The sequence below is a fragment of the Pseudomonas sp. NY8896 genome, from assembly GCF_039634505.1.
Window position 1 is genome coordinate 3,768,905 of the sequence record NZ_CP132350.1, and the last position, 25,931, is coordinate 3,794,835.

Here is a 25,931-nt window from a genome sequence, read left to right on the forward strand (position 1 = left end):
CGGCACAAGGCCCTTGTAGGAGCGGCCTTGCGTCGCGATGGGCTGCGAAGCAGCCCCAGCATCGGTGATCCAACCCAATCGCTGCAGGCTCACCCCACCTCACGCACCAAGGGCCGCTCCCCCTGCAATACCCGGCCCAATCCTGGCATATCCTCCAGCAAGCTCCGCGTGTAGTCACTCGCGGGCCGCTCGAACACCTGCTCGGTCGGCCCTTGGTCCACCAGCCGCCCCTGGCGCATCACCAGCACCTGATCGCTGATGCCGCGCACCGTCGCCAGGTCGTGAGAAATGAACAGGTAGGTCAGCCCCAGCTCAGCCTGCAAACGCTGCAACAACGCCAACACCTGTGCCTGCACGGGCGCATCCAGGGCCGACAGCGGCTCATCGAGCACCAGCAGCTCCGGTTCAGCCGCCAAGGCACGAGCGATAGCCACACGCTGGCGCTGCCCACCAGACAACGCTCCAGGCCGACGCAGCAGCAACTCGGCGGGTAACCCGACCCGCTCCAGCAAACCCAGCACCCGCTGCCGATCGTCTCGTCGCGCGCCAATGGCAAAGGCGCGCATCGGCTCACTGACGATCTGCAGCAGGTTGTGCCTAGGGTCCAACGCAGCCCAGGGGTTCTGGTAGACCAGTTGCACTCGCCGCCGGTAGGCATGCAATTGGCGCCGGCTGGCGCCCAGTATTGGCTGGCCGTCGAACAACACGCTGCCTGCACTGGCTTGCTCCAAGGCCAGGATGATGCGGGCAGTGGTGGACTTACCCGAACCTGACTCGCCCACCAGGCTGGTGGTACTGCCACGGGGCAGGGTGAAGCTGACACCGTCGACCACCGGCGCGGCATGCCGGTTGAAACGCCGCATCAGGCCACTGACCTGCAACAGGGGTTCGCCAACTGCGCTGGCTGGGCCAGTACGCCGTTGCTGCAGGCGTGCCAACGGTGAGGCCGCCAGCAGCTGCCGCGTGTAGGGATGCTTGGGTGCATGCCATAACTGCGCGGGCGTGCCGCTCTCCAGCAGTTGGCCGTTGCGCATCACCAGAATGCGATCGGCACGGTCCAGCGCCACCGCCAGGTCATGGGTGATGAGCAACAAGCTGCTGCCGCGTGCGCGCACCAGTTGCTGCAGGCGGTCTAGAATTTGCCGCTGCACGCTGACATCCAGGGCGCTGGTGGGTTCGTCGGCGATCAACAGCGGTGGGTCATTGGCCAAGGCGATTGCGATCAACACCCGCTGGCACATGCCACCCGACAGCTCATGGGGGTAGCGGCGGGACAGTTGCTTGGCATCCCTGAGGCCCACCTGCTGCAGCAGTGCCAGCCCGCGCGCACCGGCTTCACGGCCCGGCACGCCATGCACGGTCATGGCTTCGACCAGCTGTGCACCGATGGTCTTGACCGGGTCCAGCGAGGTGCCGGGGTCTTGTGGCACGAAGCCGACCAGGCGGCCACGGCGTTGGCACCAGTCACGTTCAGCAAATTGTTCCAGCGCCTGGCCTTGCAGCCACAGTTGGCCTCGCTGCCGCGCCGCGGCTGGCAGCAGCCCGGCGAGGGCCGCAGCGGTAGTGGATTTGCCCGAACCGGACTCGCCCACCAGGCAGACAATTTCACCTGCGGCAATTTCCAGGTCCAGCGCCTGTACGGCGGCTTGCGGGTTGCCTGGATAATCGACGCTTAACTGCTGGATACGCACCAATGGGGTGTTCATCGCACATCTCCCTGTAACTGTTGCAGCCCATGGGCGAGTTGATGAGTGGCCAGCACCACGGCGGCCACCACCAAGCCCGGCAATGTGGTGTACCACCAGGCCACGACCATGTAGTTGCGGCCTTCGGCGATCAGCAGGCCCCACTCCGGTTGCGGTGGCGGTGCGCCAAAGCCGAGGAAGCTCAACGCCGACACAGCCAGCACGGCACTGGCGAACTCCAGTGCGGCCAAGGCCAGTAGCGGCCCGGCGGCGTGCGGCAACACATGCCGCCAGAGGTTGCACCAGCTGCCCACACCGGCCACCTGCGCCGCCTCGACAAAGCTGCGGCTGCGCCAGCGCAGCACTTCGCCGCGGGCCAGCCGGGCGAAGATGGCCACGGATGACAGCCCTACGGCTACGGCGATTTCCAGCGTGCCGAAGCCCAGCGCCGTGACAATCGCCATCGCCAGCAACAATGCGGGAATGGCCATCAGCACCTCCACCAGCACTGCCAGCGCACGATCGGCCAGGCCACCGAACCAGCCGGCGATGCCACCCAGCAGACTGCCGACCAGCAAAGCGATCAGCACGGCGATACTGGTCGCCTGCAGTGACAGCGCCGCGCCATGGACACAGCGCGCGTACAGGTCGCGGCCAAGGTGGTCGGTGCCGAACCAGTGCCGGGCGGAAGGGGCTTGCAAGGCCTGACTGGGATCGGCCAGCAACGGGTCGGCGCGGCTGAACAGCTCTGGCCAAAAGGCCCAGCCCAGTACCAGCAGGAACAGGACGACACTCAATGCCAGCGGCAGGCGAGGCCAGCGTTTCGCTTGTACAAGGCCATAGGCGGTTTTTACGCTCATGCCCGGCCTCCTTGGCCAATACGTGGGTCGAGCAGGGGGTAGAACAGGTCGGTCAGCAAGTTGGTCAGCACGTACAAGGCCGCAGCCAGCAACACCACACCCTGAACCACGGCGATGTCCTGGCTGGCCACTGCGGCCTGGGCCAGGCGGCCGATACCCTCACGTGAGAACACGGTTTCGGTCACCACCGCCCCGGCCAGCAGGTTGCCCAGCAAGGTGCCGGCCAGGCTCAGCAGCGGTATTGCTGCATTGTGCAGCACGTGCCCGCACAACAAGCGCCAAGGCCCTAGCCCTTTGCTGCGCAATGCCTGGACGAATGGCTGGCGGCTGACACTGGCCAGTGAACGTCCCAGTACCTGAGCGATCATCGCCGCACAAGGCAGGGCCAGGGTTAGCGCCGGCAGCACCAGGCTGGCCGGGCCTTGATTGCCCATGGCCGGCAGCCAGTGCAGCTGGAAGGAAAACAGCTGCAACAGCACCAGGCCAACCCAGAAGGTCGGCAACGACACCACCACGGCCGGGGCGTTATGCAAAGCGCTCTGCAACGTGCGCTGACGTACCTGATGCGCCGCCAGGGCCAAGCCGATGCCCAGTGGCACGGCCAGGGCCAGTGCGGCGAACGCCAGGGACAAGGTGGCGGGCAACGCGTCTGCCAGGGCCTGAGCCACTGGCTTGCCGCTTTGCAGCGAATGGCCCAAGTCCAGCTGCAACAGGCGCCAGAGTGCACCGCCGTACTGTTGCCACAAGCTGCCATCGAGGTGATAGCGAGCGCGCAATTCGGCCACCTTTACCGGGTCTACCGCGCCTGGCTCGCCGCTCTGTGCCAGCAAGATCGCCACCGGGTCACCGGGCAACGCGTAGAGGATGACGAACGACAGGGAAAATGCAGCCCACAGCACCAGCAGTGCCTGGGCCAGCCGCCACGGTACGGCGTGGCGATAAGTCAGCGTGGTCATGGTTTGGTGGCCTCTGGTTGTGCCAGCCAGGTGTCATAAAACTGCAGGCGGGTCGAGGCTTCGTAGTGCAGGCCGCGCACGGCATGGCGAAACGCTGTGACCGTTGCAGCCTCCACCAGCGGAATGACATGGCCTTGCTCCAGTAACGCCTGGCTGGCTTGAGCGATCAGCTCGCCACGTTTGTGCGCATCCAGGCTGGCTGCCGAATCGAGCAGGGCCTGGTCCAGTGGCAGCGCGCCACGCACGTTGACGTTGCGACCTGCGGCAAGGAACACGGTGCGCAATACGTCCGGGTCGGCGCGGGTCAGGTTGAAGAACCACAGCTGGTAGTTTTGCGAACTCTGCAGCAGGCTCACCTGGCCAATGGTGGACTTGTTCAGGCGCAGCTCCACGCCAGCCTGGCGCAGTTGCTGCTGCACCAGTTCCAGCACCGGGGTGGTGGCCTGCCAGTAGTCGAGGGCGAAGCTCAGGCGCTGGCCATCGCGCTGGCGCCAGCCATCGGCACCTTTGGCCCAGCCCGCAGCATCCAACAGCTTGGCGGCACCTTCGGGATCGAAGGCGAGGCTGGCACTGAGGTCTTGGTAATACGGCGTGCTGCTGGCCAGTACCGAGCTGGCCGGTTTCTGGTAGCGCGAGATCACCGCCTGCAACTGGCTGCGGTCGATGGCCTTGTTCAGTGCCCGGCGCACATTGGCGTCGTCCAGCGGCGGGTGCGACTCGTTGGGTGTCAGGTTGAAGACAATGCCAGGGTTGGAACGGGCGATCGACGGCACGCCCTGAGCTTGCAGCACGGCCTCGTCCTGCACTGGCACGCTTGTGTTGACGTCGATCTGCGCGGACAACAGGCTGCCCAGGCGCACGCCGGATTCCGGCAGGATGTGGAACTCGATGGCGTCGAGCCAGGCGCGGCCCGGGTGCCCGGCCAACGACGATGGCCAGGCATAGTCGTGGCGGGCCTCGATACGCACCAGGCGGTTATGTTCGAAACGCTTGACATTGAACGGCCCGCTGCCTACCAGCGCACCTTGGCAGCGTTCCTCGGCGGAGCGCTTGAGGGTGGCCGGGGCTAGCAACCCCAGGCTCATGGTAGAGCTGGCCTGGAGGAATTGTGCGTTGGGTTGGTGGAAACCAATGCGCACGCTAAGCGGCCCGAGCACTTCAATGGTATCCAGGCCGGCCAGGTAGGTACTGGCCAGCTGCGCCTGGGCACCCAAGGCGACGATAGCCTCGAAATTAGCCTTCACCGCCGCCGCATCCAGCGGGCTGCCGTCTGCGAAGGTGGCGCCTTCGCGCAGGTGGAAAGTGAACTGGCGCGAGTCGTCACTGACCTCCCAGCGCTCGGCCAGCCACGGCACGATTGCAGCACTTTGCGGGTCTTGATCGGTAAGCGAGTCGACCAGTTGCCGGCCGACGTTGAGGGCAGTGTTGTTGCCCGCCTGCTGCGGGTCGATGCAGTTGGGGTCGCCGTCAAAGGCTACCCGTAGCACGCCGCCTTGCTGCGGGGTGGCTGCCTCAGCGCTGCTGGCCGGTTGCGCCGGTTTGTCGTCGCAACCGGCCAGGGCCAGGGCAATGGCCAGGCTCAATGAAGCCAAAGGTCGGAACATGAACACTCCTTAGAAAAAGCGGTTGGCGCGGTAAGGCAGGCCGAGGTTTTCCCGCAGCGTGCTGCCGGCGTATTCGCGCTGGAACAGCCCGCGCCGTTGCAGCTCAGGCACCACGCCGTCGACAAAGTCGTCGATGGCCGAGTGCAGGCCGCTGAACATGATGTTGAAACCGTCGGCGGCGCCGGCCTCGAACCACGCCTGCAGATCGTCGGCAATGCTCTGCGGGGTGCCGATCAGGATGCGGTGGCCACCGGAGGTAAGTTGGTTGAACAGCTGCCGCACCGTCGGCCGCTCGCGGCGGATCAGGTCGTAAACCAGCTTTTGCCGGCTTTGGTGGGTGTTGGTGGTGAAGTGCTCCGGCGGCAGGGGCACCACCTCATCGAACGGCAGTTCCGACAGGTCGTAGCCAAGGCTGGCGAAACGCGAAATGGAGCTGAGAAAAGCCTTGGGCTCCAGCAACTGCTGCTGGCGGTCGTACTTGGCCTGGGCGTGGGCGAGGGTCTTGCCCACCACCGGCGCGACGCCGGGGAGCACCTTGAGTTCGTGGCCCCCACGGCCGAAGCCGGCAGCGGCCTGCTTGGTTTCGCGATAAAACGCCTTGCCCTGTTCCAGGGTGTGCTGGGCGGTGAAGATCAGTTCGCCCACCCGCGCCGCCAGCCGTTTGCCGGCTGCGGAGGCGCCCGCCTGGGCCACCACGGGATGGCCTTGCGGCGAGCGCGCGACGTTCAAGGGCCCACGCACCTGAAAGTGCTCGCCCTGGTGGTTGAGCACGTGCAGCTTGTCGATGTCCAGCCAGGTACCGCTGGCCTTGTCCTGAACGAAGGCATCGTCGGCCCAGCTGTCCCACAGGCCGCTGACCACATCGTAGAACTCTTCGGCGCGGGCGTAGCGGTCATCGTGCTCGACATGCTCCTGGCGGTTGAAGTTTTCGCCGCCACCCAGCGAGGTCACCAGGTTCCAGCCAGCGCGGCCACCGCTGAGGTGGTCGAGCGCGGCAAACTTGCGGGCGATGTTGTAGGGCTCGTTGTAGGTGCTGCTGGCGGTGGCGATCAGGCCGATATGCCGGGTGCTGGCCGCCAGCGCCGGGGCAAGGATCAGCGGGTCCCAGCGCACGCTGTTGGGGCCGCGCTGCAAGGCCAGGTCGAGTTTGACATCGAGGGTGTCGTTGAAGAACAGCGAGTGGAAGCGCCCGGCCTCCAGCTTGCGGGCGATGTACTGGTAATGCTCGAGCTGCCTGAACGTGTCCAGCGGTGCTTCGGGCAGACGCCAGGCGCTGCCGCTGAGGGTACCGGGGATAAAGGCGCCGAGAACAAGCTGGCCTTGGCTCATAAAGGTTCTCCTGGCGCCCGCCAAGCGCGGCGGGCGCACGGTCGGTGGGGTCAGAAGTTGTAGGCGATGCGCGTGTACCAGAAGCCGCCGTAAGGGTCGAACGGCGAGATCGAGCCAAATTTCGGGAAGCCGTTGATGTCGCCCGCGGGGTAGCCGTTGTTGTCGGCGCGTACATCGAACAGGTTGTTGGCACCTACGGCGATGTCGAAGTTGTCGGTCAGGGCATAGGCCACTTCCAGGTCAGTGAGCCATTTCGCGCCGTAGGTCACGTCATAGTCAGGGTTGGCGTCACGGGCGATGACCTTGTCGTAGCGGGTCAGTGCAGCATTGATGGTGAAACGTTCGATCTGCCAGTTGGCGCTGAGGATCAATTTGGTCTTGGGGTTGGCAACGGTCAGGTAGCCCTGTGCCACGCGGTCGAACAGTTCCAGGTTATTGCCCGCAGCCCGCAACGATGCCGGCGTCTCCTTGATGTCGTCGATCTCGGTCTTGTTGTAGTTGAAACCCACGCCGTACTTGGCCCGGCCATAGCGGCCGTAGTCGACGCGGTAGTCGGCCACCAGGTCGACCCCGCGGGTGGTGGTGTCGGCGGCGTTGGTGAAGTACTTGACCCGGTATCCGGGCCTGTAGCCGTTGTCGAGCAGTACCTGGTCGACGCCGTTGCCATAGAGGAAGCCGGTGAGGGCAATGCGATCGCGGATTTCGATCTGGTAGGCATCCAGGGTCAGGCTGGCCTGGGGCAGAGGCTGCCAGGTAAAGCCGATGCTGATGTTGCGCGATTTCTCCGGGCTAAGGTCTTCAGCCCCCAGTGCCTGGGCCAGTGGCGAATCGACACGCACGGTCTTGGCCTCGACGAACTGCGCCACGCCATTGACGAGGGTGTACTGGTTGGACGTCTGGGCGTAGACCGACTGCGACAGCGATGGTGCGCGAAAGCCGTTGCTGAGGGTGCCGCGCACGGCGAAGGTGGAGGTGAAGTCGTAGCGTGCGGAAAGCTTGCCGCTGCGTGTGTTGCCGCTGCTGTCGTCGTACTTCTCGAAACGCGCGGCCATCCCCAGCCACAGTTTGTCGGTGGGGTTCAGGCCCAGGTCGAGGTAGCTGGCGTAGCTGTTGCGGCTGAGCTGGCCTTCGTCTTCGGGGGTCAGGGTGATTGCGCCCTGGGCGCCGACTGCACCCGGCTGGCCAGCCAGTGGGCCACTGGGGTAGATGTAACCGCCATTGATGTACGAAAGCGGGTCATCGGACTCGGTCTTGTAGCGCTCATGACGATGCTCCAGGCCCCACGACACCTGCAGCGGCTTGGCCAGGCCAACCTCGAAGGCGCGAGTCAGGTCGAGGTTGTTGGTCCACTGGTCGAAGTAGTTGGTGTAAGTGTCGAAGCGCGTCGGGCTGGTCGGGCCGAGCGAGGCGTTAAGGGTTTCGTCGGCACCGGCCTGGCCCTTGTCACGGCCAAAGGTAGAGCTCAGGTCCCAGTGCCATTCGCCCAGCTCGCCACGGCCGCCGGCGGCAGCCTGGTAGTCGGTTTCTTCCAGGGTATAGAAGGGCGCAGTACCGTCCGGGTAGATCTCGGGGATGATGTTGGTCGAGTTCGGGCGGCGGTAGTTTTGCCCGCCACGGGCATCGCGTTTGCTGAACGTGGAGAACGAGTAAAGAGTCAGGGCGTCATTGACGGGCAGCTCGGCGTTGTAGGACAGGTTGATGGCCTTGATCTTTGGCAGGCCATTCTTCTGCACATGGCGGTCGGCGCTGTCGTTGCGTGGGTCGCCGGCGAAGTACAGGTTGCCGGTGGCCTCGCGCGAGCGGGTGGCAGTCTGTACCGACTTGGCGTCCAGGGCGTAGTTGAAGAAGCCGCCGTTGTCGCCCAGGGCCAGGCCCTGGTTGAGGGTTTGCCGCAGGTTATCGCCATCGCCCTTGTAGTACTGGCCGTACTGGGTGCTGACCGAACCACCGTTGTCGCGCTGCTTGAGGATGATGTTGATCACCCCGGCGATGGCATCGGAGCCATACTGCGCCGAGGCACCATCACGCAATATCTCGACGTGGTCGATGGCGCTGATGGGGATCATGTCGAGGTCGACGGGGTTGGTGCCGTAGGCGGCGGTGGAGTCGAGGTTGATCACGGCACTGTTGTGGCGGCGCTTGCCGTTGACCAGCACCAGCACGTTGGAACCGTTCAGACCGCGCAGGCTGTAGGGGCGGGCGACGCTGTCATTGGACGTACCGGAAGGGCGTTGGGAGAACGATGGCAAGGTTTTCTGCAGCGCACCGCGCAGGCTGGATTCGCCAGTCTGTTCCAACTGCTTGCTGTCGATCACGTCGATCGGTGCCGGGCTACTGGTGACGGTACGCACATCGCTGCCCCGCGAGCCGGTGACGATCACCGTGTCGAGTGCAGCGTCAGCCTCGGCCGCCATGGCCAGCGGGATGAGCAGGTAGCCGGCGAGCAAGGCGGGGGCCAGCGTTAAAGGGGTAAACACAGACTTCATGACTGTTCCTTGGGTTCGATTGGCAGATCAGGCCCTGGATGTGCGATCGAACGGGCTCTCATGGGTGTTGCACGCAGTGCAGGCGCAGCCTGGTCCGCGGGAGGTGCGTTGCTCCCGGGGTCGATGTGCCTTGGAGTCGTCCGGCGCGCGCCGGTGCGTTTGCCGCAGCGGGGCCTAGCCGCTGAGCAGAAGGTTGAAGCGATCGTCCCAAAAGCGACGTACCTGCAGTGGCTGGCGCAGCAGGCCGCTGTCATGGAACAGGTCGGCGATACGCTGCTGGGCCGCGATAGCGTCTTCGCTGACCGGCAGCAGGCGGCTAGGCAAGCGGCGTTGCTCGTATTGCTGCAAGTAGAGTGCGCGGGGGATACCGGTCAGGCGCTCGTTACGTTCCGCCCAGGCCTGAGGGTGCTGCTCGACCCAGGCCCACGTGGCTTTTTCGCGTTGCAGAAAATCGCGAATAGCCGCTTGCTTGCCCGGCTGCTGCAGCACCTGGGCGCTGGTAGCGATCAGGTAGTTGCTGCACGGGTAGCGGTTGGCCTCGGCCAGCACCACGCCGTTCATGCTGACCTGGGCCTGCAGTGCGCCGATGCCGCCGGCGACGAGGGCGTCGAGATGGCCGTTCTGGAATGCCACCAGGGCATCGCGGGCTGGCATTGGCCGGGCCTGGATGTCAGCGAGGGTCAGTTGCTGATCGCGCAAAAGGTTCAGCAGCAGGTAATGGGTGTCGGTGGCACGTACAAAACTCACCCGTTTGCCCTTGAGGTCGGCCAGGGTATCGATCCCCCTGCCACGCTTGACGATCACGCTGCTACGGTTCTGCTCGCCTTGATAGCTGGCAATCAATACCAGCGGGTTACCGGCAGCGCTTGCAAACAGTGGCAATACCGGGCTCATGAAGGCGTAGTCCAGGCTGTTGCCGGCGAAGGCCTCCAGTACCATGGCCCCACCAGGCACATCCACCCACTGCAGTGGATAAGGTGTAGCGGCTTGCCCGGCATCGGCGAGGAAGCTCGCCGCCTGGCCTTTGTAGCGCCACACCCGCAGGGCCTCGCTGGCGTTGGCCAGCTGTGGGCCGAGCCCCACGGCCAGGGCTGCAGCGGCGCTGCGTTGCAGCAAGGTGCGGCGGCTGATGGAGTAAGCCATGCACTGAACCTCAGTCCAGGAGGTCGGGCTGCTGCTGGACGATACGGTCCCACAGCGGCACAAAGTTCAACCAGGCGAACAGTTCGCGTTGGGCCGGGTTGCTGGCCCCTTCGAGCTGTTCCGGTACGCGCGGCTGCCCGGCAGCATAAGCGAGCAAGTGCGCGCGAGCGGTGTCGTCGGCGAGGATGAAACGCCAGGCTGCACTTTCGACCGACTGGCCGGTGACCCACAGCCCATGGTTCTGCCAGACCAGCAGGTTATGCCCGGCGAAGGCTTCGACGAAGGCCCGGGCAACCAGGTCGCGGTCTTGCAGCAGGCCACCGCCGGCATCACGCAGGGCGTTGCGGTCGAACAACACCTGCTCGCCACGGAAGGCCGAGGCTTCGGCCGTGATCGGCTGGAACAGCTGGCCCAGCGATGACCAGACCCGGCCATGAAAGCTGTGCAGGTGGGCGATACCGATCACTTCGGGGCGTGCCTGCTGCAATTGGTAATGCAGCTCGAGCGCGCTGGTGTTGAGCAGGCCGTTGCCTTCGACGACCTGGCCTTGGCCATCCACGCGTAGCAAGTCTGAGGTACGGATTTGCGTAAACGGCACGCCCAGCGGGTTGATCCAGTAGTGGTCAGTCTCGATCGGGTCGCGGGCGGTGAAATGGCCCGCCAGGCCCACTTCGAAGCCCAGCTCGGCAAACAACCTGTACGAGGCGGCCAGGCGTTGCTTGCGGTGCAGGCGTTCGGCAGACAGGTCGCTGAAGGTAGGCGGGGCACTTAGCTGCAAGCGATGGTTATGGTTTGGCAGGTTGGTGATGCTGTGGCGCGGGGTTACTTGGGACATGGCGCTAACTCACGGAGGAAGTGATCGTCAATCCGGTCATCCGCACTGCCACTGGTGCCCCGTTTCGGGCTGCTCGCAGGTGGATGAATCGGGGCCTCCACCGTGCGAGGGGTCGGGTCTGGAAGGACTGTAACAAGGGGGTGAGTAAGGCAGAAATACTGTTTTGATCTATTTTTATTATTATTTTTCAGAATATAAAAATATGCTTGATATTTGATTGGTGCATTTTGATTGCACCGCTTGCGTGCTCATGCATGCGCGACGCCCGGTTGGCTGGGTGATTAGTTCCCAGCCCAGACCCGCTTTGGTGCATGAATGCCTCAAAATAAGTCGTCAAGCACACTTTAATATCCTCATATAGGCGCTTTAATGTTCATGCTGCACATGAATATCTAGGCTTCCCGCCCGCTTTTTCCTGGGTTGCGGCCCTGGAAAAAGCAGCCCGCATATTGCTCTTTCTGCTCCCAACTACAATCCGGAGCCCCGTGCAATGAGCTCACCCAGTGAATTCCCCCTAAGCGAAGCCCCGCAGTCCGCCCGCAAGGGCCTGCTACCGATCGCGATGGTCCTGTTCAGCTTCACCTTTTTTACCGGCACGATGTTCGCTGGCGGCAAGCTGGGCATGGCCTTCGGCTTTGTCGACATGTTGTGGGTGGCAACCCTCGGCAACAGCCTGCTGGCCTTTTATGCCGCAGCGCTGGCGTTCATCGCCTCGCGCAGCGGGCTCAACACGGTGTTGATGGGGCGCTTCTGTTTCGGTGAGGCGGGCAGCCGGCTTTCGGATTTTCTGTTGGGTTTCGCTGAACTGGGCTGGTATGCCTGGGGCACGGCCACGGTAGCCATCGTGCTGGTCAAGCTGCTGGGGTTGGCAGAGGGCTTCAGCGTACCGCTGATGGTGCTGTTCGGGCTGGGCTTCAGTGTCACTGCCATCATCGGCTTCAAGGGGCTGGACGTGCTGTCGCGGGTGTCAGTGCCATTGATGTTCGTGCTGCTGTTGGTGTCCATGTACATCGCCACCCGCGATGCCGGTGGCTTTGCCGGCCTGGCCGCCGTGATACCACACGAAACCATGACCTTTTCAGCGGCGGTGACCATGGTCTTCGGCACCTTCGCCAGTGGTGCCACCCAGGCCACCAACTGGACGCGGCTGTCACGCAGCGGCCGGGTAGCGGTGATCGCCAGCGTGGTGGCATTCCTGCTTGGCAACGGCCTGATGGTGGTGGCCGGTGCCTGGTGCGCGATGGTTTACCAGCAGGCCGATATCGTCGAGGTGATGATGCTGCAGGGCCTGTCGTTCGCGGCGGTGGTGATGCTGTGCTTGAACCTGTGGACCATCCAGGGGCCGACTATCTATAACGTGTCGGCCGCCGCCTGCCACCTGCTACGCAGTGAGCGTCGGCGCACGGCAACACTGGGGGCAGCCGGGGTTGGCATCGTGCTGGCGATTGGCGGCATGTATGAAATGCTGATCCCGTTCCTGGTACTGCTGGGCTCGATCATTCCGCCGGTGGGCGGGGTCATCATGGCCGACTTCTGGTATCGCCACCGTGGCAAGTACCCGGCACTGAGCACGGTAAGCCTGCCACGCTACAACCTGACAGGCCTGTTTGCCTATGCCGTAGGCGCGGTACTGGCCTACGCCTCGCCATGGGTCGCTCCGCTGGTGGGTATCGGCGCCTCGGCGCTGTGCTATATCGTCATCCATGAGCTGGGGGCACGCCGCCGGGCGCCTGGCCAGGCGGGCGTCGAGCCGTGAGCCTGGCGCTGGACGAGATCCTGCATTTACCCGGCCTGCACGAAATGAGCGTGCGGGCCGGGGCGCGCAACCTGCAACGGCGAGTGCGCTGGCCTTACGTGGCGGAAAACGAGGGCATCGCCGAATGGGTGATGGGCGGTGAACTGGTGTTCGTCACGGGCATCAACCATCCGCGCGGCGAGGCCAACCTGCTGAGCCTGGTAGAGGACGGCGAGGCCGTGGGCATTGCCGGCATGGTGATTCTCACTGGCGGCAGCTTCATCAGAGCATCCCGGCGTCCGTTATCGCATATGCAGAGCAACTGGGCTTGCCGCTGATCGAGCAGCCCTACGCGCTGAAGATGGTGGTGGTCACCCACCTGATCGGCACGGCACTGGTGCAGATGAGCCAGGTGCGTCGCTCGCGCAACGACATCCTTGGCCAACTGCTCACAGGCGACTACCCGAGCCTGGCGATTGCAAGGCAGCGAGCAGCGCACCTGCAACTGGCGCTGGACCACCCACGGCGCCTGCTGGCTTTGCGCCTGGCGGGCGTAGATGGCTTGTTCGAGCGCCACGGGCTGGCTCACGGTGAGCGTACCTGGCAGGCTACCCGTCAGGCCCTGGAGGACCAACTCGAAGCCTGGTGCCGTCAGCGGCCAGGCAGCGTAACGGCGCAGTTACCGGGCGACCTGTTCGTGGTGCTACTGGCCGACACGCCCGACCTGGCCGAGACGTTGGCGGTGCTGTACCGGCAACTGCAGGCCGCGACGGGTGAACTGAGCCTGTACATGGGCTTGTCGAGCCTCGCCGAAGAGTGTGCGCACTACCGCCAGGCCCTCAACGAGGCGCGCCAGGCGCTGGATGTGGCGCAGCACCTGCGCCCAGCCAACGGCTTTTGCAACTTCAGCGAACTGGGCGTACTGCGCCTGCTGCAAGGTATTGTCGACCGCTCGCTGATCGACGACTTCGTCAGCCGCACCCTCGGGCCGCTGATCGCCCCTGGGCGCAAGCAGGCCAATGCCCTGGTGCATACCCTCGACGCCTTGCTCATGGAAAACGGCAATGGGCTGAAGGCCGCACAGCGCTTGGGGTTGCACCGCAACACCATCAATCAGCGCATCCAGCGCATCGAACAACTGAGCGGGCAGTCTCTCGACGACCCGCTTTTTCGCATGAATGCTTCGGTCGCCATGCTGGTATGGCGCATGAGCGAAGCCCACGGCAAGGAGTAACAGCATGAACATTATCAACGCACGCCTACGCGGCAAACCCGGCCTGTTCCGTATCGAACTGAACGGCGCGCGCATTGCCGCCATCGTGCCCCAAGCCGAGGTAGTGGCGCTCGCGGGTGTCGATGACCTGGACGCCGGGCAAAACCTGGTCGTGGCGCCCTTCGTGGAGCCGCACATCCACCTGGACGCCACACTGACTGCGGGTGAACCCAGGTGGAACATGAGCGGCACCTTGTTCGAAGGCATCGAATGCTGGGCTGAACGCAAGGAAACCACCACCCATGACGACATCAAGACGCGCGCGAAAAAGACCATCGGCATGCTGGTCGACCACGGTATCCAGCATGTGCGCACCCATGTCGATGTCACCGACCCGAAACTCACTGCGCTCAAGGCAATGGTCGAGGTGCGTGACGAAGTGCGCGAGCAGGTCGACCTGCAGATCGTCGCCTTCCCCCAGGAAGGGATCGAGTCGTACGCCAACGGACGGGCGCTGATGACCGAAGCGGTGGCCATCGGTGCCGATGTGGTCGGCGGTATTCCGCATTTCGAGAACACCCGCGACCAGGGTGTATCGTCGGTGAAGTTCCTGATGGACCTGGCCGAGCGCACCGGCTGCCTGGTGGACGTGCACTGCGACGAAACCGACGACCCGCAATCGCGTTTCCTCGAAGTGTTGGCCGAAGAAGCCCGGGTACGCGACATGGGGGCGCGGGTTACGGCCAGCCATACCGTGGCCATGGGCTCGTATGACAATGCCTACTGCTACAAGCTGTTCCGCCTGCTCAAGTTGTCTGGCATCAACTTCGTGTCGTGCCCGACCGAGAGCATTCACCTGCAGGGGCGCTTCGACAACTACCCGAAACGCCGTGGCGTCACCCGCGTGGCCGAGATCGACCGCGCCGGGATGAACGTGTGTTTTGGCCAGGACTCCATCGTCGACCCGTGGTACCCGCTGGGCAACGGCAACATTCTGCGCATTCTCGAAGCAGGGCTGCACATCTGCCACATGCTCGGCTATGAAGACCTGCAGCGCTGCCTGGACCTGATCACCGACAACAGCGCCCGCACGCTGAACCTGGGCGAACGCTATGGCATCGAAGTGGGGCGCCCCGCAAACCTGTTGCTGCTGTCGGCGCCGGATGATTACGAGATGGTGCGCAGCCAAGGGCATGCACTGGTGTCGGTGCGCAATGGCAAGGTGCTGATGCGCCGCACGCCTGCGCGGGTCGACCGCTCGTTCTGATACGCCACTACGCCCCTATGCAACGCCCCGCAGGCCCCGTGCCTGGCGGGGCGTTTTGCTTTTGAACATACGGTTATTCGCGATCGTTTTGCCAATTTTATGCCTGACATGCGATAAGCCGTGATTATTCAACCTTAGTAATTGATTGCAGCTGCGCTTTGAAGTCGCCATAATTGGTACGTAATTACATATTACATAACACAGTACAAAATCGTAGGAGCAAGCATGGCGCGCGGCGGTATCAACAAGGTGGTAGTGCAGCAGGCCCGGCAGGCGCTGATTGCCCGGGGCGAGAACCCCAGCATCGATGCCATACGTATCGAGCTGGGCAATACCGGCTCTAAAACCACCATTCACCGCTATCTGAAGGAGTTGAACGGCCAGCAGCCGGTGGCCTCCGAAGGCGGCGCTGCGCTGAGCGATGTGCTGAGCCGCCTGGTCGGGCAACTGGCAACCCAGCTGCAGGACGAGGCCGATTTGAAGATCGAGCAGGCCGAGAGCACCTTCACCCAACAGCGGGAAACGCTTGAGGCGCAGCTGGAAGTCGCCCAGCAGGCGCTGAATGCAGCTCATCAGCAACACAAGATCGATGCAGCGGCCTTGGCCGCCGAGACAGAAAAACGGCTGTCCACGCAAAGCACGTTGCAAGCGGAACAACTGCGCAGCGCCAGCCTTAACCAGTCGCTAGGTGAATTGCAGGTGCGCCTGACCGACAAGGACGAGCAGGTCAAGTCGCTGGAAGACAAGCACCGCCATGCCCGCGATGCTCTGGAGCACTACCGCAATGCCAGCCGTGAACAGCGCGAGCAGGAACAGCGCCGCCATGAAGCGCAGTTGCAGCAGATGCAGGTGGAAATACGCCAGCTACAGCAAGGCATGATCGTCAAGCAGGACGAGCTAACCCGTCTGCACCGCGATAACGAGCGGTTGCTGGGCGAGCACCGCCAGGCCGCCAGCGAGTGCCGGGCGCAGGGCGAGTTGCTGGAACAGCGTGAAGCGCAGATCCAGGGCTTGCGCACGATCCTGGCCCAGGCCCAGGGCGCCAGCGAGGAAATGCGTCGCCAACTGGAGGAGCAAGCGCAAAACCTGGAGCACAGGCGCGATGTGTGCGCCGAGCAGGCTCGCCAGTTGCAGCGGCTCGAGGAGCGCGTGAAAGAACGGGACGAGGCGCTGGCCCAGTGCAGAGCGGCCTTGCCAGCCCCATAGGTTAATGGCCGACGCAGAGGCGCATTGCACAACGCCCTTCGAGACCGTGAGTGTGCTCACTGGCCAGAATGCCCCGGAGTCGATCGTTCAGCAGCCTTTCATGCAGCCGCTCAAACCCAAAACGGGCATAAAACGGCGCATTCCAGGGCACATCGACAAAGGTGGTCAAGGTCAGCTCGCGCACACCGGCGCAGCGTGCGGCATCGACCACTTGCCGCAGCAAGCGGCGCCCGACACCTTGCCCTTGGCCCTCCCGGCACACTGATATTTCATGAAGGTGCAGCGCTTGGTCCGCAAGCCTGGCGCAGGCAAAACCGACAATGCGCCCAGCCGGATCCTCAGCGACCCAACTACCACCTTCCTCGACAAAAGCCCTGTGTGCAGCGCAGTCCATCACATCACCTTGCGCCAGCCAGGCCAGTGCCGGCCAGCCGACAAAAGCCTGGGCTGCCGATCGCTCGACGCCTGGCAGCCATTGAATGTCGCGCTCAAAGGTAGGGCGGATAAGCATGAATCACTCCTGTCGTTCTAATCAGCCGCCAACACCTGCGGCTGTAATTGCCAGCGCACCGAGCTTACACCTTTCTCCAGGCTGACCCGGCTGACCAGCCGCTCCAGCTGCGCCGGCGCCTGCGTGGTGCCCAGCAGTTCGGCACGTACTTCCAGGCGTGCAGGGTTGTCCAGGTCTGCGCTCTGCAGTGACTGCAGCCGCAGTTGCGGGTCGCCCAGGCTATGCAGCATCAGGCTGCGCACCTGAATCTCGTCCTCGGCGCGGCAGACGATACGTACTTCGAAGTGCTGCTCCACCTCGCTGGCCGGCACCACGTCCTGACGGTCCAGGCGCTGGGCGATGTCGCGCAGCAGGATATTGGCGCACAGCACCACCAGGCTACCCAGCGCAGCCTCCAACAGCAGCCCAAGGCTGCACAGCACGCCGACCGCAGCCGTGCACCACAAGGTGGCTGCGGTGTTCAGGCCACGCACGTTGAAACCGTCGCGCATGATCACGCCGCCACCCAGAAAGCCGATGCCCGACACGACATAGGCGGCCACGCGCGACGCATCGGCAGGCGCCATGCCTGGCACTGCCTGGGTCATCAGCACGAACAGGCAGGCACCGGTACTGACCAGTGCATTGGTGCGCAGCCCGGTCAGGCGTTGGCGCAATTGCCGTTCGGCACCGATCAACGCCCCCAGCAGCAGGGCAATGGCAACGCGCAGTAAAAATACTTTCCAATCCATAGCAAACCTCTTCCGCAGGCAAACGCCCGCATGAACGCCATCAGTTGGCGCGGTTGAAAAACCAGAAAAATGCGCAGGACCACGAGGAGGGAAGGAGGTGCGGGGTTACAAGAAACCACCGTCTTGCCAGAGCGGCCAGACAGTGCAGGACACTGCCGGGCTAGCGCGCCACGTGGGCCTGTCGCAAGCGACTGGGGCTACTGTCCAAGGCAGGTCTCCTGTTGAGGAAGGCAAAATTGCGCCGCGGACCATACGCCGCGTGGCAGGGCAGGTCAAGGGCAAAAACATGACAATGGCTTCATCCGCGAATGGCCTGCAGCCGGTCACGCCCGCATGGAAAAATACCTGAGCAGCCGGTACCCTTGCGCCTCCCTTTGCCATCACCCGGACCGTTCCATGCTGTTCAATTTCGCCGTCCTGTTCGGCACCCTGGTGGCCATGGAGGGCGTTGGCACGCTGGCTCACAAGTACATCATGCATGGCTGGGGCTGGTGGCTGCATCGCTCGCACCATGAGCCACAACTGGGCATGCTCGAAACCAACGACCTCTACCTGGTGGCCCTGGGGCTGATTGCCACGGCGCTGGTGGCGCTCGGGAAAAGCGGTTTTGCGCCGCTGCAGTGGGTGGGCGGCGGCGTGGCAGGGTACGGGGTGCTGTATGTGCTGGCCCACGACGGCTTCTTTCACCGGCATTGGCCGCACAAGCCACGGCCGGTCAACCGCTATCTGAAACGCTTGCACCGGGCGCATCGGTTGCACCATGCGGTGAAGGGGCGCACGGGGAGTGTGTCGTTCGGGTTCTTCTATGCGCCGCCCCTGAAGAGGTTGACGGCGCAGCTTCGACGCAAGCGCAGCCAGCCGTGATAAACCGACAGGGGTTCAATTCGCCGTTTCCCCTTTGGGTTGCGCCGCCACCTGCCCTCGGCTGACCCACCAGCCGAACCCAGCCGCAGTAAAGAACATGATCAGGCTGTACAACGCAGCCGGCACTGCCATGGTCGCGTTGTTCAGCAGCGACGGGCTCAATGCAAGGGCAATGGCCAAGGTCCCGTTATGGATGCCGATCTCCATGCCGATGGCAATCGCCTGGCGCTTGGGGATGTTCAGCAGCCGTGGTACCCAATAGCCCACCGTCAGGCTCAGCAGGTTGAACAGCAGCGCGGCCAGGCCTACCACCGGTGCGTACTCGACCACGGTCTGCCAGTCCTTGGCCAATGCCAAGACGATGGTGAAGGCCAGAAACAGCGCCGCTACCAGTTTCATCGGCTTTTCCATGCGCGCGGCGAATGCCGGGGCGAAATGGCGAATCAGCATGCCCAGCGCCACCGGCAGCAAGACAATGGCAAACACCTGCATGACCTTGGCGAACTGCAATGGGATAGCCTGGTCCGAAGCCATGAACCAGCTCAGCGACAGGTTCACCAGCAACGGCATGGTCAGGATCGCAATCAGCGAGTTGACCGCCGTCAGGGTAATATTCAACGCCACGTCACCATGAGCCAGGTGGCTGAACAGGTTGGCCGTGGTGCCGCCTGGCGAGGCGGCCAGCAGCATCAGCCCCACTGCCAAGGCAGACTCCAGACCAAAGCCGTTGGCGATCAGGAAGCACACCAGCGGCAGCAGCAGGATCTGACAGGCCAGGCCTACCACCACCGGCTTGGGGTACTTCACCACGCGAGCGAAATCAGCCAGGGTGAGCGACAACCCCAGGCCGAGCATGATGATGCCCAGGGCAAGCGGCAGAAAGGCTGTGAGCAAGGGCGAGGCGGTCATGGGCGGTCTCTCGGGCGAAGGATCTCGAGCAGTGTAGGCCGGCCCTGATTGATAGCTAATCGCAAAGGGCCAGCACTTGGTAACCGTTTGTTACCAAGCGCAGCGCGTGGCGAGGCTGCATGCCGCATTGCAGCGGGCCTGTGGGCGCAGTAGCATGCCGCTTTTAACCGAGGATTAGCCTGTCATGCCGTTCCAGCAAGGTCTGCTTGCCACCCCGGTGCCGGCCCACGCCCGCCACCTGTTCTTCACCCTGCAGTCGCCCGAGGCGTTGCCTGCCGCCCTGGATGCCTTGCTGCCACAGGTCGATGGTGAACAGCTTCTGCTCGGCATTGGCGCCCCGCTGGTCAAGGCCATGGGCCGTGATGTGCCAGGCTTGCGCGCCTTCCCGCTGCTGGATGCCGCCGTGGAGAACCCCAGCACCCAACACGCCCTGTGGCTGTGGTTGCGTGGCAACGAACGTGGCGACCTGCTGTTGCGTGCCCAGGCGCTCGAGCAGGCGCTGGCACCGGCATTGCGCCTGGCCGACAGCGTTGATGGTTTCCTGCACCGTGGCGGCCACGACCTGACCGGTTACGAAGACGGCACCGAAAACCCGGTGGACGAAGCTGCCGTACAAGCGGCCATTGCCGCAGATGGTTCCAGCTATGCCGCGTTCCAGCTGTGGAAGCACGACCTGGAGTATTTCAAGTCGCTGCCCCAAGCTGATCAGGACAACATCATCGGCCGCCGCCTGAGCGACAACGAGGAACTCGACGATGCACCCGAGTCCGCACACGTCAAACGTACGGCTCAGGAAAGTTTCGAACCCGAGGCGTTCATGGTCCGTCGCTCGGTGGCCTGGGCCGACCAGCGCGGCGCCGGCCTGGCCTTCGTCGCCCTGGGCCATAGCTTCGATGCGTTCGAAGTACAGCTGCGACGCATGAGCGGCCTGGAAGACGGCATTATCGACGGTCTCTACCGCTTCAGCCGGCCACTCACAGGCGGCTACTACTGGTGCCCGCCGATGGCTGAGACGGGTGTCGACCTGAGCCAACTGCTGCGGGCCTGATCACTAAACATCCAGATACAGAAACACCCGCTGGCGTGGGTTAGAGCGGCTAGCCTTGAAAGTTTCCGATTCATGACGGGAGCTTTTTCATGTACGCACGTCGTGATGTCCTACGCACAGGTGCCACGTTGGGCTTGCTGACCGTCGTCAGCCCCTGGCTGCATGCTGCCACCCCGGTGGGCTTGCTGGCTCGCAAAGTGCCGTCCACCGGTGAAGCCTTACCGGTGATCGGCGCGGGCACTTCCGGCAGCTTCGAGGTGGAGGCTGGCTCGGCTCAGTACCAGCAGCTCAAAGCGGTGCTCAAGGCGTTTTTCGACGGTGGCGGGCGGGTGATCGATACCTCGCCCAACTATGGCGGCGCCGACAGCATTCTTGGCCAATTGCTGGAGGAGGGCGGCTGGCACCGGCAATGCTTCATCGCTACCAAGATCGCCGCCGACAACCGGGCTGACGCCGAAAGGCAGTGGGCCGGCAGCCTCAGAAGCCTGCGCACCGACAAGGTCGACTTGCTGCAGATCCACAACCTGCGCGACTGGCAGACCCAACTGCCCTATGCCCGTGAGCTGAAGCAGCAAGGCAAAACGCGTTACGTCGGCATCACCCATTACCTGAACAGTGGCCAGGACGAAGTCGCGCGAATAGTGCGTAGCGAGCCGCTGGACTTTATCCAGATCAACTATTCGGTCAACGCCCCCGACGCCGCCCGTGAGCTGCTGCCGCTGTGCCAGGACAAGGGCGTTGCCGTATTGATCAACCGTGCCTTCGACGATGGCCGCCTGTTCGCCCGGGTCAAGGACCAGGCCTTGCCGGGCTGGGCCGCTGAAGCGGGCATCGGCAGCTGGGCGCAGTTGTTTTTGAAGTTCGCCATCAGCCACCCGGCAGTGACCACGGTCATCCCCGCCACCGGCCGGCCCGACCGCCAGCTTGACCAGCTCAAGGCCGGGCATGACCCCATGCTCACTCACGCGCAGCAACAGGCGCTGATCAAGCAGTTCGCCTGACACCATGGAGGCGTGGCGGCGGCGCCTGGACCAAGGGCTGAACATCCAGCCCGGCGAAGGGCCGGCGGTCATCGCCGGCTTGCTGTTGTTCTACCTGTTGTTCACCGGTTACTTCATGCTGCGCCCGGTGCGCGAAACCATGGGGGTTGCCGGTGGCGTGGACAACCTGCAATGGCTGTTCACCGGCACCTTCATCGCTACCCTGGCGTGCCTGCCGCTATTCGGTTGGTTGGCCTCCAAGGTGCAACGCAGGCATATCCTGCCCTGGGCCTACGGTTTCTTCGCCAGCAACCTGCTACTGTTCGCGGCACTGTTTGCCGGCAATCCAGACGACCTGTGGACTGCCCGAGCCTTCTACATTTGGCTATCAGTGTTCAACTTGCTGACGATCTCGCTGGCCTGGAGCGTGCTCGCCGACTTGTTTTCAACCGCGCAAGGCAAGCGCTTGTTCGGCCTGCTGGCGGCCGGAGCAAGCCTGGGTGGGCTTAGCGGCCCCCTGTTCGGCGCCTTGTTGGTCGCACCGCTGGGCCATGCCGGTTTGTTGGTGCTGGCCGCGGCATTTCTGATAGGCAGTATCGTCGCGGCCTTGTTCCTGCAACGCTGGCGGGCGCGCCAACCGCTGCCGGCGCAAACAGAACGTCTGGCCTCGCGCCCATTAGGCGGCAACCCGTTTGCCGGCGCCACCGCCGTGCTCCGTTCGCCGTACCTGTTGGGTATCGCGTTATTCGTGGTGCTGCTGGCCAGCGTCAGCACCTTTCTGTACTTCGAACAGGCGCGCATCGTCAGTGAAACCTTTACCGACCGCACCCGGCAAACCCAGGTTTTCGGCCTGATCGACACCGTTGTGCAGGCGCTGGCCATCCTCACCCAGGTGTTCATTACCGGGCGCCTGGCTCGTCGGCTAGGCGTTGGGGTGTTGCTGGTGGCAGTGCCGGTGGTGATGGCAGCAGGCTTTCTGTGGTTGGCACTGGCGCCGGTGTTCGCCGTGTTCGTTGTAGTGATGGTGGTGCGCCGTGCCGGCGAGTATGCGCTGGTGCGGCCAGGTCGCGAGATGCTGTTCACCGTGCTGCCCGCCGAGGACAAGTACAAGGCCAAGAACTTCATCGACACCGTGGTCTATCGTGGCGGCGATGCCCTGAGCGGCTGGGTCAAGCGTGCGCTGGACGTCATCGGCGAGCACCCGCAACTGGCGATGTTGATCGGCGCGCTGATTGCCCTGGGCTGGGCAGCGACAGGTGGCTGGCTGGGTCGCCACCAGGCTCGTATGGATAGCCCGCCGCGCGACTGACAGGCGCGCCAAATATGGCGTTGCCGCTTATTTAACGCCACCGGTCCGAACCCTTCGCAATAAAACGAATCCCGCGATATCGCCGAACTCCGAACCTGTGTACGGCAGCTTGCCGTGCATTCCGAAGTCACATGAGGTTTGAGCACCATGGCCACTAAAGACAACAGCCGTACCGGCAATCAACAAGGCAGCCAGGGCGGTAACAAGAACCCAGGTAATTTCGCCAATGACCGAGAAAAGGCTTCTGAAGCCGGACGCAAGGGCGGCCAGTCTTCGGGCAGCAACATGCCGCACGATCGCGAGTCGGGTCGCAAGGGCGGCCGCTCGTAATTGACCGACGCAGTGCCGGGGCGACCTGGCACTGCAATCAGCGAAAAGGGCGGCACTCAGCACCGCCAGGCTTGCAATTAGCCGGGGTTGGCCGACAATGGCCGCGCCCCTTGCAGCCACGCGGAAACACCTGCTCAATGATGCTGATCAAGCAATTCCCCGACATTTCCCTGAATGACACGCTGTTCGTTTTCGCCCTCGAGGCCGAGGCTGGCGATGTGTTCAACGAGGTGAACACCGTGTTCACTGGCATTGGCAAGGTCAATGCGGCTATTGCGCTCACCAAAGCGATCGCAACGCGCAAGCCCAAGCTTATCGTCAACCTTGGCTCAGCTGGCAGCCAGCGCCATGGCAAGGGCCAGGTGGTGTGCTGTAACCGCTTCGTGCAACGCGACATGGACGTGACCCCACTGGGCTTTGCCCGCTACGAAACACCCTTGTCGGATATCCCGGTAGTACTGGAGCATGGGGCAGTGATCCCCGGCCTGGCCCTGGAAGCCTGTGGCAGCGGTGACAGCTTCGAAATCAACCACGGCGATGCACCTTACGACGTGGTCGATATGGAAGCCTATGTGCTGGCGTTGATCGCGCGTGACGAAGGCATTCCGTTTGTTTGTCTGAAGTATGTTTCCGACGATGCCGGCAGCGATGCGGCGGGGGATTGGTCGGTGCAGGTGCACCTCGCGGCCGAGGCGTTCAAGCGGGTCCTGTTCAGCCAGGCTTGACTGCTGGTCGGTGCCCGCGCCCGCCGAGAAACCATTGACGCCCGCCGCAGTCACTTCTGGTATCGGCAGGCAATCTTCGGAGCACTTCATGGCTCGGGCAATCTGGAAAGGCGCCATCAGTTTTGGCCTCGTGCACATCCCCGTGGCACTCCATACCGCCGTGCGTACCGAGCGGGTGGATTTCGACTGGCTCGACAAGCGCAGCATGGAGCCTGTGGGCTATAAGCGGGTGAACAAGGTGACCGGCAAGGAAATCGACAAGGACAACATCGTCAAGGGCGTGGAATTCGAGAAGGGCCGCTACGTGGTAATCAGCGAGGAAGAGATCCGCAAGGCTCGGCCCGAAGCGACCCAGACCATCGATATCTTTTCCTTCGTCGAAGCTGGCGAGATCCCACTGCAGCATTTCGATACGCCGTACTACCTAACCCCAGACCGCCGTGGTGGCAAGGTGTATGCCTTGCTGCGCGAGACGCTTCAGAAGACCGGCAAGGTGGCACTGGCCACCGTGGTTCTGCATACCCGCCAGCATCTGGCGCTGCTGCGCCCCCTGGACGACGCGCTGGTGATGATTACCCTGCGCTGGCCCGAAGAAGTACGCGGGCTGGAGACGCTGGAACTGGACAGCAGCGTGACGGACAACAAGGTGGAGAAGCGCGAGCTGGACATGGCCAAGCGTCTGGTGGAGGACATGAGCGAGCCTTGGAAGCCCGAGGCGTATCACGATGCCTTCCGCCAGACCATCATGGACCTGGTGGAAGAGAAGGCCAGCAAGGGCAAGATCGAGTCTGTGGTGAACGGCGACGCTGCGAGTGCTGAAAAGGGTGCGGACATCCTCGACCTTACCGAACTGCTCAAGCGCAGCCTGGCAGGCAAGAAGCCGGCGAAGAAAGCGCGCAAGGCGTCATGAGGTTTTAACCGGAGGGCTGTCGGGGGCGCTTTGCGAGGCCTGTGCCTGCAACCTCGCCAGATAATCACCAAACCCTTCGCGGGCGCGGCTGTCAAGCCGGCTGCTGGTGGCCACGCTGTGCCTGGCGGTCCAGACGATCTGTGCGCCGCAGGCCTGAAGGTCATTGACCAGTTGCACATCTTCATGCGCCGCCAACGGTTTGAAGCCGCCCACCCGCGCGTAGGCATCGGAACATACCCCCAGATTCGCGCCGTGCACATGCCGGTGGCCTTCGCGCGCTTCATAGCGGCTCTGGTACACCTTGCGCAGGGCGGCTGTGTGCCAGGGTTGCCAGTAGTCGATGTGCACCGTGCCGCACACCACGTCGGCGCTGCAGGCCAGCTGCGACATCAGCCAGTGTGCCGGTACCCGGCTATCTGCATCGGTGCAGGCCAACCACTGCGCGCCGCGTTCGAGCATGTGCGCCGCACCCACCCGGCGCGCCATGCCGACATTCCCGGCATCCACCATCAAGGCCTGGACACCGAAACGCCTTGCCACCGCGGCGCTTGCGTCACTGCAGCGGTCGAGTACCACCAGCACCTCCACGCGGTACCCCGCCTGCTGCGCCTGCTGGGCAGCGACCAGCACCGCCCGCAGGCAGCGTCCCAGCCGGCGCGCTTCGTTATGCGCAGGGATGACCACGGCAATCATGGGCAGGTCTCGTCGAGGTCGACCACGCTGGGCTGGCAGGACCAGTATTCCAGCACGAAGTCCGCCTCTTCATGCTGGAACTGCTGATACAGCGGCAGGTGCCGGGCGAGCATGCGGTGCACTTCACGGCCATCCTGCGGGCAACCGACGATGGGATGCTTCCAGTGGCACGCCAGCAGCCCACCGTCGTAGGTCAGGCTGGCCGCTGATTGCTCGATCACATGCAGCCAGTCGGTGGAGTCGAGGTAGTAGCCCACTTCGCTGAGCACGATCAGGTCAAAGCGCCCGCTCGGCCAGTGCGTAGGTAACCGGGCCAGTTCCACCGAGGCATTGGGTACCTGTGCAAGCCGCACGCGGGCCAGGTTCACAGCGGTCGGGTCCAGGTCCTGGCAGAGCAGGTCGGCGCAGCGTTCGGCCAGCAGCGCACTGAGCTCGCCATTGGCACAGGCTGGCTCGAACACTCGCTGATAGCACTGCCGAGGCAGGCTGGCCATGACCAACTCGCGCTTGCGTTTCTCGTACCAGCGAGTGCGGAAGGCCCAAGGGTCTTCGTTGGTGGCGTAAAGCTCGGCGAAATACTGCGAATCGAGGCTCATGAAGGC

Annotated in this window: 23 protein-coding genes and 1 pseudogene; 11 read left to right on the forward strand and 13 right to left on the reverse strand. The window is 63.6% G+C overall.

Annotated features, from left to right (window positions below):
- Nucleotides 1-89 precede the first annotated feature (89 nt).
- From Q9451_RS16845 to Q9451_RS16880, 8 genes are all read right to left on the reverse strand, one after another.
- The gene (locus Q9451_RS16845; protein WP_012272299.1) at nucleotides 90-1,706 is read right to left on the reverse strand and encodes an ABC transporter ATP-binding protein; all 1,617 of its coding nucleotides are present in this window, start codon (nucleotides 1,704-1,706) and stop codon (nucleotides 90-92) included.
- Complete coding sequence (locus Q9451_RS16850) at nucleotides 1,703-2,545, reverse strand: ABC transporter permease (protein WP_012272298.1); 843 nt, start codon at nucleotides 2,543-2,545, stop codon at nucleotides 1,703-1,705. Before Q9451_RS16850 ends, Q9451_RS16845 begins: the two co-directional genes overlap by 4 nt.
- Complete coding sequence (locus Q9451_RS16855) at nucleotides 2,542-3,501, reverse strand: ABC transporter permease (protein ID WP_012272297.1); 960 nt, start codon at nucleotides 3,499-3,501, stop codon at nucleotides 2,542-2,544. The genes Q9451_RS16850 and Q9451_RS16855 overlap by 4 nt, the downstream gene beginning before the upstream one ends.
- A complete protein-coding gene (locus Q9451_RS16860) occupies nucleotides 3,498-5,105 on the reverse strand; it encodes an ABC transporter substrate-binding protein (RefSeq protein ID WP_012272296.1) in 1,608 nt (535 codons plus the stop codon). The genes Q9451_RS16855 and Q9451_RS16860 overlap by 4 nt, the downstream gene beginning before the upstream one ends.
- 9 nt (nucleotides 5,106-5,114) lie before the next feature.
- A complete protein-coding gene (locus tag Q9451_RS16865) occupies nucleotides 5,115-6,434 on the reverse strand; it encodes an LLM class flavin-dependent oxidoreductase (RefSeq protein WP_012272295.1) in 1,320 nt (439 codons plus the stop codon).
- Between the two features lie 50 nt (nucleotides 6,435-6,484).
- Nucleotides 6,485-8,920: a TonB-dependent receptor gene (locus Q9451_RS16870; protein ID WP_012272294.1), complete on the reverse strand. Its 2,436-nt coding sequence runs from the start codon at nucleotides 8,918-8,920 to the stop codon at nucleotides 6,485-6,487.
- A 174-nt stretch (nucleotides 8,921-9,094) separates the two neighbouring features.
- Entirely contained in the window at nucleotides 9,095-10,063 is a 969-nt protein-coding gene (locus tag Q9451_RS16875) for an ABC transporter substrate-binding protein (protein ID WP_012272293.1), read from the reverse strand.
- Nucleotides 10,064-10,073: 10 nt separating this feature from the next.
- Complete coding sequence (locus tag Q9451_RS16880; RefSeq protein WP_012272292.1) at nucleotides 10,074-10,898, reverse strand: class II aldolase/adducin family protein; 825 nt, start codon at nucleotides 10,896-10,898, stop codon at nucleotides 10,074-10,076.
- Nucleotides 10,899-11,388: 490 nt separating this feature from the next.
- Between Q9451_RS16880 and codB the strand changes: the two genes are divergently transcribed.
- The 4 genes and pseudogenes from codB to Q9451_RS16900 all read left to right on the forward strand — a co-directional run bounded on the left by codB (nucleotide 11,389) and on the right by Q9451_RS16900 (nucleotide 16,319).
- Nucleotides 11,389-12,654, forward strand: a complete 1,266-nt coding sequence (codB, locus tag Q9451_RS16885; protein WP_012272291.1) for a cytosine permease — start codon at nucleotides 11,389-11,391, stop codon at nucleotides 12,652-12,654.
- Nucleotides 12,651-13,867 (forward strand): annotated as a pseudogene (locus Q9451_RS16890) (PucR family transcriptional regulator ligand-binding domain-containing protein). The gene codB and the pseudogene Q9451_RS16890 overlap by 4 nt, the downstream one beginning before the upstream one ends.
- A 4-nt stretch (nucleotides 13,868-13,871) precedes the next feature.
- Nucleotides 13,872-15,113 carry a cytosine deaminase gene (gene codA, locus Q9451_RS16895; RefSeq protein WP_012272290.1) on the forward strand — a complete coding sequence of 414 codons (1,242 nt, stop codon included), beginning with the start codon at nucleotides 13,872-13,874 and terminating at the stop codon, nucleotides 15,111-15,113.
- A gap of 225 nt (nucleotides 15,114-15,338) precedes the next feature.
- Nucleotides 15,339-16,319 (forward strand): DNA-binding protein, encoded by a 981-nt coding sequence (locus Q9451_RS16900; protein ID WP_012272289.1) that lies wholly within the window; start codon nucleotides 15,339-15,341, stop codon nucleotides 16,317-16,319.
- A 1-nt stretch (nucleotide 16,320) separates the two neighbouring features.
- On the opposite strand, the gene Q9451_RS16905 is transcribed toward Q9451_RS16900, so the two are convergent.
- Together Q9451_RS16905 and Q9451_RS16910 are read right to left on the reverse strand one after the other, a co-directional pair.
- Nucleotides 16,321-16,830, reverse strand: a complete 510-nt coding sequence (locus Q9451_RS16905) for a GNAT family N-acetyltransferase (RefSeq protein WP_012272288.1) — start codon at nucleotides 16,828-16,830, stop codon at nucleotides 16,321-16,323.
- 17 nt (nucleotides 16,831-16,847) lie between these two features.
- Nucleotides 16,848-17,561, reverse strand: a complete 714-nt coding sequence (locus tag Q9451_RS16910; RefSeq protein ID WP_012272287.1) for an MgtC/SapB family protein — start codon at nucleotides 17,559-17,561, stop codon at nucleotides 16,848-16,850.
- Between the two features lie 396 nt (nucleotides 17,562-17,957).
- Between Q9451_RS16910 and Q9451_RS16915 the strand changes: the two genes are divergently transcribed.
- Nucleotides 17,958-18,425: a sterol desaturase family protein gene (locus Q9451_RS16915; protein WP_041166491.1), complete on the forward strand. Its 468-nt coding sequence runs from the start codon at nucleotides 17,958-17,960 to the stop codon at nucleotides 18,423-18,425.
- 15 nt (nucleotides 18,426-18,440) lie between these two features.
- Here the strand turns inward: Q9451_RS16915 and Q9451_RS16920 are convergent, their stop codons facing one another.
- The gene (locus tag Q9451_RS16920) at nucleotides 18,441-19,334 is read right to left on the reverse strand and encodes a bile acid:sodium symporter family protein (protein ID WP_012272285.1); all 894 of its coding nucleotides are present in this window, start codon (nucleotides 19,332-19,334) and stop codon (nucleotides 18,441-18,443) included.
- Nucleotides 19,335-19,518: 184 nt separating this feature from the next.
- Between Q9451_RS16920 and Q9451_RS16925 the strand changes: the two genes are divergently transcribed.
- The 6 genes from Q9451_RS16925 (at nucleotide 19,519) to Q9451_RS16950 (ending at nucleotide 24,636) form a co-directional block, all read left to right on the forward strand.
- Nucleotides 19,519-20,382: a Dyp-type peroxidase gene (locus Q9451_RS16925; RefSeq protein WP_012272284.1), complete on the forward strand. Its 864-nt coding sequence runs from the start codon at nucleotides 19,519-19,521 to the stop codon at nucleotides 20,380-20,382.
- An 89-nt stretch (nucleotides 20,383-20,471) separates the two neighbouring features.
- Entirely contained in the window at nucleotides 20,472-21,383 is a 912-nt protein-coding gene (locus tag Q9451_RS16930; RefSeq protein WP_012272283.1) for an aldo/keto reductase, read from the forward strand.
- A 4-nt stretch (nucleotides 21,384-21,387) separates the two neighbouring features.
- Entirely contained in the window at nucleotides 21,388-22,671 is a 1,284-nt protein-coding gene (locus tag Q9451_RS16935) for an MFS transporter (RefSeq protein ID WP_012272282.1), read from the forward strand.
- Between the two features lie 147 nt (nucleotides 22,672-22,818).
- Complete coding sequence (locus tag Q9451_RS16940; RefSeq protein WP_012272281.1) at nucleotides 22,819-23,001, forward strand: KGG domain-containing protein; 183 nt, start codon at nucleotides 22,819-22,821, stop codon at nucleotides 22,999-23,001.
- Between the two features lie 137 nt (nucleotides 23,002-23,138).
- On the forward strand, nucleotides 23,139-23,726 hold the full coding sequence (locus Q9451_RS16945; RefSeq protein ID WP_012272280.1) for a nucleosidase: 588 nt from the start codon (nucleotides 23,139-23,141) through the stop codon (nucleotides 23,724-23,726).
- An 88-nt stretch (nucleotides 23,727-23,814) separates the two neighbouring features.
- Nucleotides 23,815-24,636, forward strand: a complete 822-nt coding sequence (locus Q9451_RS16950) for a Ku protein (protein ID WP_012272279.1) — start codon at nucleotides 23,815-23,817, stop codon at nucleotides 24,634-24,636.
- Here Q9451_RS16950 and Q9451_RS16955 read toward each other — a convergent pair.
- On the reverse strand, nucleotides 24,631-25,329 hold the full coding sequence (locus Q9451_RS16955) for a glycosyltransferase (protein ID WP_012272278.1): 699 nt from the start codon (nucleotides 25,327-25,329) through the stop codon (nucleotides 24,631-24,633). The two genes, Q9451_RS16950 and Q9451_RS16955, sit on opposite strands and share 6 nt — an antisense overlap.
- Nucleotides 25,326-25,925, reverse strand: coding sequence for an SAM-dependent methyltransferase (locus Q9451_RS16960; protein ID WP_012272277.1), 600 nt, complete (start codon nucleotides 25,923-25,925; stop codon nucleotides 25,326-25,328). Before Q9451_RS16960 ends, Q9451_RS16955 begins: the two co-directional genes overlap by 4 nt.
- Nucleotides 25,926-25,931: the final 6 nt, after the last annotated feature.